The following is a 10,892-nucleotide window of genomic DNA, read 5'->3' as shown; positions in this document are numbered from 1 at the left end:
GACTCGTATGCATCCAGCCATGTGGCCATACGTGTTGAGCATCGTCATAGCGCTCGCGTGCCATCGACGTTTCTGAACGACCTTGACGTCAGCGCCTCCCTTCCGCCACATGCCATCCAGGCACATCCCCGCAAAGTCGGAGGCTCAGTCCAGGCATCTTCCAGCATGCCCCAAGGGGAGCAGGATTCCGTGGAGCATGGACAACAGGGAGAGTGTTCAGGGTCAAGAACCGACGCCAGCCGAGCGCGAGGCCGACAGGCTCAGGAGAGTTTGGCGGTCGAAGCTGCGGACCGTGAGCCGGCTCTACGCCGAGCTCGAGCGCGCCATCCGTGACGCCGAGTTCGCGGAGCACGCATTCAACCTCGCCCAGCGTGCGGCGAAGAGCGACCGCGCCCAGGCCATGGGCCTCGCGCTCGCCCTGATCGGCGCGCTCGGCGGCGATCTGCAGCTGGCTTTCCCTGAGTGATGTTCTTTTGCGGCGGCCGACGACGGCCTGTCAGGATATCCTGACAGCCATGGGACACGGCAATAGAAGCAAATGGCAGGACGGACGCCGGGCATGGGCGCGCCTGAACCATTGGTATCTGGGACATGACGATCCCGTGCCGGACGAGACTCCAGACCCGGCAAGTGTCCGCACGATTGTGGCCCACTCGCTCAGTGACGTGGCGTTGGTCCGCCACCTCCTGGATGAGGTCGAGATGCGCATCGTTCGATGGGCGCGTGGCCGAGGCGTCTCTTGGACCGAAATCGGCACGCCGCTCGGGATCAGTCGTCAATCGGCATGGGAGAAGTGGCGGGATCTCGATCCCATTGACGACGCGCGGGCGAGCGGATCACGTTCCTGACGATCCTATTTGGACCTCGTTGTCGAAGGTTGTCGCACGGACGTGGCACGGTTCAGCGGATGAGAGATGGTCTCGCGTTTGTCTCAGCGTGCCTTGTTCTGCCGGGGTCCTCGGTGCAGTTCGTCTTGCCAGCCCACCATCAGGAGCACACGTGATCTGCTGCCAGTTCATTCTCAAACCCGGCACCTACGACGAGGACTTCCACCAGCTCGACGAGCAGATCGACGACTTCGCCCGCAACCTTCCCGGGTTCGAGCGGGTCGAGAAGGGGCTCGCCCCGGAGGGCGGTGTCACCAACGCGATGTAATACTTCGCTGACCAGAAGTCGGTCGCCATGCTCGGCCCGGTTCCAGAAGCACCGCGAGGCCAAGGGGCAGGTGCAGCGCTGGTACGACGGCTACCGGATCGTCACCAGCGAGGTCAACGCCACCTACGGTGACGGCCGCCTGCCCCAAGCGTGAACGCCGAGCGGCACAACATTCGACCAGTTGGCAGGTTGTTGCGGTCCACGTCGCCGACGTGTCGCGACACCTGAGCATCTGGTCGATTGTCGTGCCGCCGGGCGCCGGCGGCAGCCATGGGCTCACTACAGGATCCAGCCGCGGTGGGAGCACGTTGGAGACTGGCTGCAGAATCCGCTCCAGATCCATCACCGGCTGGATTCTGTAGGCGGCGACACCAGACAGGCCGCGATGAGGCAACCTGGAACGATGCCGAGTGTTCGCCCGGAGTCGGCTGCGAGCGGGCGAAGCAGCGGCATACGGCCCCCTAGGCTACGCGCGTGGCTCGTCTACAGAAGCGGACTATCCCGGCACGCCTCGGCTGGGGTCTGGTCGGGGTCGGCACCCTCGGGCTGCTCCTCCCCTGGATCTTTGCGCCGGTGCTGTCCGACGAGCGCTACCACTACGCGGCGGCGCCGGCGCGGATGAACGACAACGTGCTCGGCGTCCTGCCGTGGGTCATCAACGACATCCAGTGGCGGCTGGAAGCCGGACGGATCGCGCCCGTCGGCGCTCTCGAGCAGCACGTGACGTACCTGCTCGGCATGCAGCTCGCCTTCGCGTCGGGTCTGCCGCTGTTCGTCGTCCACGGGCTCATCAAGTGCGCGCTGCTCGCCGCCGTCGTCGGCTCCTTCGTCCTGCTGGTGCGGCAGCTGAGGCGCCGGAACGGCACCTCCCTCGACCGAGGCACCCGGCGCCGCCTGACGCTCGTGTTCACCTTGTTGCTCGTCCTCGGCATCACGACGACCTCGCCCGGGCGCAACGGGTGGACGACCTTCGTCGTGCTCTGCATCGGCGGCATCGTCCTGATGTTCCTCGTGGGCGCCGGAGCGCTGTGGGTGCTGCACCGCTGGGACGCCTGGGGCTTGCGCGGGCGGATTCTGGCCGGAGTAGGACTCCTCGTGCTCGGCATCGCCGTGATGCTCAGCTATGAGCTGCACTGGGCCGCCATCCCGTTCGCCGTCGTCCTCGTTGCGACGATCGGGCCGGCGCGACGGCGTTCACGCGCCGTGATCATCGGGCTCCTGGCGGGAGGTTGGCTCGCGGCTGTCGTCGCGACTCGCCTGATCATCGGGGCCAATGTCCGCGACGTATACCCCGGTCTGTCCGTCGACCTCTCGGGCCCGGTCGCCAAGGTCTTCGGACTCCAGCTGCTCAACGCCGTTCCCGGCACCGGCGTGCCGTACGCCTTCCACAACGTCGGCGGCGGACTCCCCGACCCGTGGCCGTTCACCGGGACCGGGTGGGTGTGGGGTCTTGTCCTCGGCCTCGGGCTGGTCGTGGCCCTGCGTGGCGCGAGCCGGAGGCCGGCGCTCCCGGCGGTCGAGGATTGCCAGCCACTCCTTCGTCTGGCAGCTGCGCTTGGCACCTCGAGCCTCGCCGCCGCAGCGATCCTGTCTGTCTCCGCGCAGTCGCACGAGATCGTCCGTTTCCCGGGGGCGACGTACCGCGGCACTCCGTGGATCTGGGCGTGCGGGGCCGGGCTGCTCGCAGTCTTCCTCGTGCTCCCGCGCGAGCGCACGAGGCTGACCGACCAGACGGTGGTCCGGGGGCTCGCTGTCGTCGCGCTACTGGCCGGCATCGTGGTGTGGCCGGCCAACGTCAGCGAGGTCGCCGTCGCCCGCCAGAACGACGGGGTGATGATCTGGGAGCGTGCTCAGGCTGAGCTCATCACGGGAAGCAGCGACCCGGTTGCCGTGGCGCACCGATGTCTCATCGCCGACCAGGCGAGAACGTGGGCGGCGTCGAGCAGCTACCGCCGGGCGTACCTCCAGCTCTACGAGCAGGCCTTCGTCCACCAGTGGCACCGCCCGTGGTGCGGCTGACTGCGGCTGAGTGCGGCTGACCCGGAGCAGGGCGTATGCCGCCCGCGTTGCCATCCCGGCAACGCGGGCGGTCCCATCTGTGTGGCAGCGACGCCGGAGGCGCTGGCTTGACCTCACGGCGTCGCTGCCTGGGCCATACCCGGACGGCCGTTGGTTGTTGCTGGCGGTAGTCGTGAGGCAGCACCCAGGTTCGGCTCGGGCTGCAGGCGTAGTGTGGGTTGATTGCTGACGCGGTCTAGACCCGGCTTTGCGTGGCATGTGACGCCCGGAGGTGAACCGATGGGAGGACATAGAGGCCCGTGTCGGGACTGGGACGCAGAGCAGGACGAGCGTGACCAGCTCGCGCACCAGGTCCAGCTGCTTCGGAACCAGACGATGCATCTCGAGCGTGCGCTCGAGACCAGCCGCAGCATCGGTGCGGCCATCGGGATCGTGATGTCGACGGAGAAGGTCACCCGCGAGCGTGCCTTCGACATGCTCCGCACGGCCAGCCAGTGCCAGAACCGCAAGCTGCACCAGATCGCCGACGACGTGGTCGAGGTGGGGACTCTCGAGACGGAGGCGAAGATCCCGGCCTGAGCGCCAAGCACGCAGCCCGGATCGCTGCCTCAAAGGGCGGCCGGTCCGGGCTCCCTCGGCGCGCAGCGCGTGCAGTCAGTCGTCGCGCTCCCACGGGGCGTCCTCGCCCATCTTGGCGTAGTACTTCGCCAGGTGGCTCCTGACACGGTCTCGGTCGGAGTCGGGCAGGTCGACCCCGCCACGCGACCCTTGCATGACGGCCGCCGCCGCCATGACACCCCTCGGCACCGCCTGGAGGCGTCCGCCCACCACATCGCAGATGAGCAGCTTGTATGCCGTGAAGTTGTCCTTGTTGTCCGAGTCGTACCAGACGTGGGCAGACCGGTACTTCTCGTTCGGCTCGTCCGTGGCGTCCGCCCACTTCCGAACGCGCTTCTCCGCGGCGGCTCCGTCCCATCCGTGGTCGCGGTCGGCCAACGGCAGGTCCTGGAAGCTGGTCACACTCATCGTCCTCGGCTCCTTCACCTCGCGGTTCTGGGTCATCGGGCCGGTCCTGCGTGCTCCGGCAGGCCCGGCCGTAGGTGCCCATACCCGCCCGACGCGCATCCCAGCGACTCAGGTCTCTCACGACCGCTTCTGGCCAGTCAGCGCCGTCACACGAACAGGGTTGGGAGCCGAACGCTCAGCCGCAGCCAGCCCGACACCGGCCCAGACGCCACCCGAGCCGGACGCCTGCAGCGGCGACACCATCGCCAGGGCGGCCGAGAGAGTTGGCCCCACACATGGTGACCAGCCAAGGGCGAACACTCCCCCGAGAAGAGGCGCGCCGAGCAGTCCTGTTGGGGGAGACCACCCAAGCCTGCGTGAGCTCTGGAGCCGACCGCCATGGCCGACAAAAGCCGCAGCCATCACCAGGACCACGGTGCCAGAGAAGACCTCGACGCCTCTCGAAGGCAGCTCGATCGACGCCAGGCCCCGACCCATCGCCCACGCCCCGAAGACAAACACGGCCGTGAAGCCGAGAACGAAGAGCACCGCGCCCAGGACCGGGCTGCCGCCGCGGCGGCTGACTCCACCGTCTACCGCAACCCCGGCGACGTAGCCGAGGAACCCGGGCACGATGGGCAGGCCACAGGGCGATGCGAAAGACAACATGCCCGCGACCAGGCACAGGAACCCGGTTCCGATGACGTTGCCGTCCGTGAGCACGACGACGCCCTTTCCCGAAGTCGATGCGCGCTGCGCGCCTCATCGAGTGAGACGCGCATCCTTCCGGACCATGTCGGGAACGACCGAGCGCGACCTGAGCGTCGGGTAGGCAGAACTGGGGCGACCCGAGCGTCTGGTTGCAGACTGGCGCGGACCCTGGTTGCAGGGTCCGCGCCAGCTGTTGTCGACCGGGTTTGGGCGGCCAGCAGCCCGCAGCAGGTCAGAGCGTGCGGCAGGTCAGAGCCTGCTGCAGCTCAGAGCCCGCAGCGAGCCGGTGCCCGCCGAAGGGTCCGTGCCCGCTGGGTCAGCGGACGCGGCCCGCGACCCAGGCCGAGGTCCAGATCCGGGAGAGCTGGACCCGCTGGCCAGGACGGGGTGCGTGCCAGATCTTGCCGTAGCCGGCATACACACCGACGTGGTATGCGCGACCGGACCGCATGAAGAAGATCAGGTCACCCGGACGCACCGATGACTTGGCGATCCGCATCGTGGCCAGACGCTGCGCGTTGGCCGTGCGGGGGATGTTGCGGCCGAGCACCTTGTGGTACGCGTAGTAGACGAGGCCGGAGCAGTCGAAGGCCGACGGCCCCGACGCGCCCCAGCGGTACGGGTCGCCCTTCTGAGCGGCCGCGATCCGAAGGCCACGGGTGCCCAGGGTGAGCGTGGCCGTGGGCTGCATACGGACCGTCTGCGGGGCCGCCTTCGCGGGAGTTGCCGCAACCGCCGCGGTGGCGGGTCCGGACACAGAACCGCTGCTCATCCCGGCGATGAGGCCGGCGGCGAGCAGCGGGGTCATGAGCATCGAACGAGCAATCAGACTGCGTTTTTTTGTCGTCGTGGACATGGGTTGTTTTCCTTCCCACGCCTCCGAGGTGAGCTGTCGGGTTCGGGCGGAAGATGCCCGGCCGCTCTCGCGGCTTCACCCCAAGGACCAGTCCTCTGACGGGCCCACATGTGGGTCCCCCGCTCCTGCCCTGGTGAATCGACTGTGCTCCACCGGCGGGCAGGATTCGGCGTACCGGTGTTTCGCCCGAAGGATCCGGGCGAGCTACTGCGCCGTCGAGGGTAACAACACGATCTCGGATTATGGAAATCTGTGTGTTTGATGTGCGCCAAGTGGCCCCGATGGTGTAATGGACAAATCGTGACCGATGACCCGTTCGACCTGGCTCGGTTCGTCTCCGCGCAGGACCGCGGGGGCACCTACGCTCAGGCCCTCACCGAGCTCCGCGCCGGGAGCAAGCGGAGCCACTGGATGTGGTACGTCTTTCCGCAGGTTGCCGGGCTCGGGCAGAGCCCCACCTCCCGGCTGTATGCCGTGTCGGGCCTGCCCGAGGCACGCGCCTACCTCGCCCACCCGGTCCTCGGACCGCGCCTCACGGAGTGCGCCCGTGCGGTCGATGGACTCACGGCACGCGACGCGACGTCAGTGCTCGGCTCGATCGATGCCGTCAAGCTCCGCTCGTCGATGACACTCTTCGAGCGGGCAGCCGAAAACCCTGACACAGCAAGCCTTTTCGCCAGTGTCCTTGACCACTACTTCGCCGGCCGCCGCGACGACTGGACCCTGGGAATCCTCGGCTCCTGACGCAGCGCACCGCACCCGGCAACGCACCGAGCAGCCCCAGACTCTGCCGGCACCCTCCGCCGGCGCCGGCGGCTGAGCGGCATGTCGCGCCGGTCAGGTGGCGTGCGAGGAGGACGCATACGCACGGTCGACCTCGGTGAGCACCCGGCGATGCGGCCACCTGGCCGACAGCAGGGCGACGAGGGCGAGGCACACTGCGGCGCAGATCGTGACTCCGGCGTACGGGCTGGTGTGCTGCCCGACCCAGCCGGCGGCCAGGAACGAGAGACCGGCGGCCGCTATCGACACGGAGCCGGCCAGGCTGAAGATGCGGCCCCGCAGCTCAGGCTCGGTCACGAGCGCGAACGTTGCCTGTAGCGGCACCATGAACGCCTGCATCATCCCGCTTGCGAAGAACAGCGCCGCGATGACGATGATCGGCGGGTGGAACGCCGTCGCGAGCAGCGGGAGCGGCATGGCGAGCGCGAGCGGCACGATCGAGCGGTTCTGGCGCTGCACGTCAGGTCGGCCGATGAGCACGATGCCGATGACCGCGCCGGCGATCGGGGCGGCCATGAGGACGCCACCCCACCCACCCCAGCCGTTCTCCCCCGCGATCGGGATCGCGAGCGCCTCGGGAGCGGCGATCCCCAGGCTGGCGACAGCACTCAGGGTCACGAGCCGGGCGAGCACGGGGTGATGGGCGAGATCACCCGCGGCGGTGAACAGGTCATGGGCGAAGCCGCGCAGGCCCTTGCCACGCTGCCCGGTGACGGGTCGCAGCTCGACCACCACGAGGATGACGATGGCGGCGAGCACGAAGGTCACGAGGTCGAAGAGCAGGCCGGTCTCGGGGCCCAGGAGGGCGACCAGTCCTCCGCCGATGGCGAGCCCGAACGCCTGGTTGCACTGCTCCGACATCGCGCCGAGGCCGACCGCGCGCGCGTAGAGACGCCGGTCCTCGAAGAGGTCGGTGAGCAGGATCATGTTCGAGGCCGTCGCGGCGCCACCGATGAGCTCCAGGGCGAAGAGAGCGACGAAGACGCTCCACAGGCTGGAGTCGGCCACGACCAGGACCATGAGGCCGAGCACGCAGGTGGCGCGCAGCAGGTACGACCAGATGAGCACCCACTTGTACGGGAACCGGTCGACGATCGGCCCGACGAGGCTGCGGCCGAAGAAGCTGGGCACGAGGCTCACGGCCAGCGTGGTGGCCGTCGCCAGCGGTGACCGGGTGCGCTCGAACACGACGGCAGCGATCGTCACGCGCGCGATGTAGTCGCCCCACATGGACAGCGCGTTGGCCGCGAAGATCGGCAGGTACCGCGGAACCCGGAGCACGGCTGCGTAGGTGGGCGCACTGCCGTCGTGCCCCTGACTCGGATTCACGTGACGACGCTACCCCGAGGTGGTGAGTCGTAAAAGTTGAAATCGGTCGCGTGACGAGACCGTCGCGCGACCCGTAGCCAGAGCTCCCCCAGGGAGGCCGCTTCGCCTGCCGGCCGGCCCATGATGCGGCCGATGCCGTCGGCATCCCGGACGTCCGCAGGCACGACGTCGGTGGGGCGCCCGCGCCACAGCACACCGGCGTTGCGCATGAGTGCTCCGAGACGCCACGCCTCGCGCAGGGCCTTGACGTCCTCGGCTCCGATGAGGCCCTCGTCACCGATGGCTGTCAGGGCGGCCATGGTGCCGGTCACCCGAAGCGACGGACGCTGGTGCGCGTGCTGCAGCTGTTGCAGCTGGACCGTCCACTCGACGTCGGTGAGCCCGCCCGTCCCGAGCTTGAGATGGGTACGCGGGTCGGCGCCGCGTGGCAGACGCTCGCTCTCGACCCGTGCCTTCATCGTGCGGATCTCGCGGACCCGCGTGGCGTCCAGCCCGTGCTGAGGCCACCGCAGCGGGTCGATGAGCTCCCGGAACTGCGCGGCGAGCGACTCGGGTCCAGCGATCGGGGTCGCCCGCAGCAGTGCCTGGAACTCCCACGTCAGGGCCCACCGCTCGTAGTACGTCCGGTAGGAGTCGAGGCTGCGCACGAGAGGGCCGTTCTTGCCCTCGGGGCGAAGGTCCGCGTCGATGCCGAGGGCCGGGTCGGGCCCGGTGCCCGCGAGCAGCTTGCGCAGCTCCTGGACGATCGAGGTGGCGCGGGTCTGGACGTCCTTGTCCTGCGCGCCCTCGTGGGGACGGTGCACGAACATCACATCGGCGTCGGAGGCGTAGCCGAGCTCTCGGCCACCGAAGCTGCCCATGGCCACGACGAGGATGTCGCCAGAGAGCGGTCGTCCGTCACGGCGCTCCGCCTCAGCCACCGTCGCGTCGAGGGCGACCTGGATCGTTGCCGCCGTCAGGTCGGTCAGCGCGTCCCCGACGCCCCGGAGGTCGATCGTGCCGACCAGGTCGGCCATCGCGATGCGCAGCAGCTCGTGACGCCGGATCGCCCGGACCGCGGCGACCGCGTCGGCCGCCGTCTCGCGCCGCCGCGCGGCCGACTGCATCGTCGTCGTGAGCGCCTCACGACTTCTCGGGGTGAGGCCGCCCGAGTCGCCGAGGATCGACACGCTCTCAGGTGAGCGCACCAGCAGGTCGGCGACGTACCGGCTGCGAGCGAGGCAGTGTGCAAGGCGCTCAGCGGCCCGGCCTTCGTCGCGGAGCATCTTGAGGTACCAGTGGGTCGTGCCCAGCTCGTCGGACACGCGACGGAAGGAGAGCAGGCCGGCGTCCGGGTCGGCTTCGTCGGCGAACCAGCCGAGCATGACGGGCAGCAGCGTCCGCTGGATCGCCGCGCGGCGGCTCACACCGGTGGTGAGTGCCTCGATGTGCCGCATGGCGCCCGCAGGGTCGCGGAAGCCCAGTGCGAGCAGGCGCGCGCGGGCGGCCTCGGGGCTCAGCCGGGCCTCGGTTGGGCTCAGCTTCGCCGCGGCTGCGAGGAGCGGGCGGTAGAAGAGCCGCTCGTGGAGCCGGCGGACCTCCCGGGCGGACGCCATGCGGTCGGCGACGACGGCCTGCTCCGGGTGCGTTCGATGTCCCATCGACCGGCCGAGGCGACGCAGGTCGGGCTCGGTCACCGGCATGAGGTGGGTCCGGCGGAGCCGGTGGAGCTGGATCCGGTGCTCGAGGCACCTCAGGTGGCGGTAGGCACGGTCGAGGGTCGCGGCGTCCTCGCGCCCGACGTAGCCGCCCTTCGCCAGGGCACCGAGGGCCTCGAGCGTCGTGGCCGAGCGCAGGCTGGTGTCGGTGCGTCCGTGGACCAGCTGGAGCAGCTGGACGCTGAACTCGACATCCCGGAGGCCGCCGGGTCCGAGCTTGAGCTGGCGGGCGGCCTCGTTGGCGGGCACGTTCTGCTCGACCCGGCGCCGCATCGCTTGGACGTCCTCGACGAAGTTCTCGCGGTTGGCGGCCTCCCACACCATCGGCGAGATCTCGGCCTTGTAGCGCAGCCCGATCTCCTTGTCCCCGGCCGAGACCCAGGCCTTGAGCAGCGCCTGGAACTCCCACGTCTTGGCCCACCGCTCGTAGTACGCCTTGTGGCTGCTGATGGTGCGCACGAGGGGCCCCTGCTTGCCTTCCGGACGCAGGGCCGCGTCGACCGGCCACAGACTGCCCTCGGGGGTCGGGGTGGAGCAGGCACGCATCGTCGCTGTGGCGAGCGCCGTGCCGACGCGCAGGGCGGTGTCCTCGTCGAACCCCTCGGCGGGCTCGGCGACGAAGATCACGTCGACATCGCTGACGTAGTTGAGCTCGCCGCCGCCCGTCTTGCCCATGCCGATGATCGCGAGCCGGCACGCCTCGTGGCCGTCGCCGTACTCCTCCCGCGCGATGGCCAGGGCCGCCTCGAGCGCCGCCTCCGCGAGCTCAGCGAGCGCCTCGCCGACGACGGGCATCTCGGCGAGCGGGTCGGTCGAGGTCAGGTCGAGGGCGGCGATGCGCAGCAGGCCGCGCTTGTAGGCGACACGAAGCGCGTCGACGGCCGTGCGGTCACCGCGCTCCTCCGTCACGGCACGCACCAGCTCCTCGCGCACCTCGTCCCCCGTATGCCGTGTGGCCCGGGCCGTGTCCAGCCAGTGCTCCGGGTGCCGGACGAGCTCGTCGACCAGCGCGCTCGAGGCCCCGAGGACATGCGCGACGCGATCCCTCCCGACGCCATCGCTGGCCAGCTCGGACGCAAGCGCGGTGATGCCCCAGTCCGCCGGATCGCCTTTGGCTGCAAGGGACTCCGCCACTCGGACCAGCCCGAGGAGGGCCTGGTCAGGGTCCGCGCTATCGCCGAGGGTCGCGAGCAGGGCGTCCAGTCGGCCGTCCGGCGCGGTCGCGCGGAACGGCAGGAGCGCCGGGTCGCCGAGCAGTGCTGCCGCGCGTGCGGGGTCGGCGAAGCCGAGCCGTGCGAGCTGGCCCTCGGTCGTCGTGGTGCGTGATGACACGGTGC

12 protein-coding genes and 1 riboswitch are annotated in these 10,892 nt (G+C 69.5%); of the genes, 7 read left to right on the top strand and 5 right to left on the bottom strand.

The window, feature by feature from the left end; all coding sequences use genetic code 11:
- Positions 1-292: 292 nt before the first annotated feature.
- From ACYVLP_RS01860 to ACYVLP_RS01835, 6 genes are all read left to right on the top strand, one after another.
- Positions 293-466, top strand: coding sequence for a hypothetical protein (locus ACYVLP_RS01860; RefSeq protein ID WP_460625636.1), 174 nt, complete (start codon positions 293-295; stop codon positions 464-466).
- Between the two features lie 49 nt (positions 467-515).
- Positions 516-848, top strand: a complete 333-nt coding sequence (locus ACYVLP_RS01855; protein ID WP_460625635.1) for a hypothetical protein — start codon at positions 516-518, stop codon at positions 846-848.
- A 151-nt stretch (positions 849-999) separates the two neighbouring features.
- The gene (locus ACYVLP_RS01850) at positions 1,000-1,155 is read left to right on the top strand and encodes a hypothetical protein (RefSeq protein ID WP_460625634.1); all 156 of its coding nucleotides are present in this window, start codon (positions 1,000-1,002) and stop codon (positions 1,153-1,155) included.
- Entirely contained in the window at positions 1,136-1,309 is a 174-nt protein-coding gene (locus ACYVLP_RS01845) for a hypothetical protein (RefSeq protein WP_460625633.1), read from the top strand. The genes ACYVLP_RS01850 and ACYVLP_RS01845 overlap by 20 nt, the downstream gene beginning before the upstream one ends.
- 320 nt (positions 1,310-1,629) lie before the next feature.
- A complete protein-coding gene (locus ACYVLP_RS01840) occupies positions 1,630-3,174 on the top strand; it encodes a hypothetical protein (protein ID WP_460625632.1) in 1,545 nt (514 codons plus the stop codon).
- A 279-nt stretch (positions 3,175-3,453) separates the two neighbouring features.
- A complete protein-coding gene (locus tag ACYVLP_RS01835) occupies positions 3,454-3,753 on the top strand; it encodes an ANTAR domain-containing protein (protein WP_460625631.1) in 300 nt (99 codons plus the stop codon).
- A 75-nt stretch (positions 3,754-3,828) separates the two neighbouring features.
- Here ACYVLP_RS01835 and ACYVLP_RS01830 read toward each other — a convergent pair whose 3' ends face one another.
- The 3 genes from ACYVLP_RS01830 to ACYVLP_RS01820 all read right to left on the bottom strand — a co-directional run bounded on the left by ACYVLP_RS01830 (position 3,829) and on the right by ACYVLP_RS01820 (position 5,704).
- A complete protein-coding gene (locus ACYVLP_RS01830) occupies positions 3,829-4,200 on the bottom strand; it encodes a hypothetical protein (RefSeq protein WP_460625630.1) in 372 nt (123 codons plus the stop codon).
- 117 nt (positions 4,201-4,317) lie between these two features.
- A complete protein-coding gene (locus ACYVLP_RS01825) occupies positions 4,318-4,902 on the bottom strand; it encodes a cytochrome c biogenesis CcdA family protein (RefSeq protein WP_460625629.1) in 585 nt (194 codons plus the stop codon).
- Positions 4,903-5,206: 304 nt separating this feature from the next.
- Complete coding sequence (locus ACYVLP_RS01820) at positions 5,207-5,704, bottom strand: C40 family peptidase (RefSeq protein WP_460625628.1); 498 nt, start codon at positions 5,702-5,704, stop codon at positions 5,207-5,209.
- 45 nt (positions 5,705-5,749) lie between these two features.
- Positions 5,750-5,928: riboswitch (cyclic di-AMP (ydaO/yuaA leader) on the bottom strand.
- Positions 5,929-6,046: 118 nt separating this feature from the next.
- Between ACYVLP_RS01820 and ACYVLP_RS01815 the strand changes: the two genes are divergently transcribed.
- Entirely contained in the window at positions 6,047-6,490 is a 444-nt protein-coding gene (locus ACYVLP_RS01815) for a DUF1810 domain-containing protein (protein ID WP_460625627.1), read from the top strand.
- Between the two features lie 93 nt (positions 6,491-6,583).
- Here the strand turns inward: ACYVLP_RS01815 and ACYVLP_RS01810 are convergent, their stop codons facing one another.
- Positions 6,584-7,858, bottom strand: a complete 1,275-nt coding sequence (locus tag ACYVLP_RS01810; RefSeq protein ID WP_460625626.1) for an MFS transporter — start codon at positions 7,856-7,858, stop codon at positions 6,584-6,586.
- The gene (locus ACYVLP_RS01805) at positions 7,855-10,887 is read right to left on the bottom strand and encodes a bifunctional [glutamine synthetase] adenylyltransferase/[glutamine synthetase]-adenylyl-L-tyrosine phosphorylase (RefSeq protein ID WP_460625625.1); all 3,033 of its coding nucleotides are present in this window, start codon (positions 10,885-10,887) and stop codon (positions 7,855-7,857) included. Before ACYVLP_RS01805 ends, ACYVLP_RS01810 begins: the two co-directional genes overlap by 4 nt.
- Positions 10,888-10,892: the final 5 nt, after the last annotated feature.

Source organism: Intrasporangium mesophilum (assembly GCF_054783095.1).
This window is presented reverse-complemented; position numbering and strand designations above follow the sequence as displayed.

Bases quoted from the DNA above. Each gene is read 5' to 3' on its own strand.
- ACYVLP_RS01820 (WP_460625628.1), bottom strand. From the start codon at position 5,704: ATGCTCATGACCCCGCTGCTCGCCGCCGGCCTCATCGCCGGGATGAGC.
- ACYVLP_RS01855 (WP_460625635.1), top strand. From the start codon at position 516: ATGGGACACGGCAATAGAAGCAAATGGCAGGACGGACGCCGGGCATGG.
- ACYVLP_RS01830 (WP_460625630.1), bottom strand. From the start codon at position 4,200: ATGAGTGTGACCAGCTTCCAGGACCTGCCGTTGGCCGACCGCGACCAC.
- ACYVLP_RS01835 (WP_460625631.1), top strand. From the start codon at position 3,454: ATGGGAGGACATAGAGGCCCGTGTCGGGACTGGGACGCAGAGCAGGAC.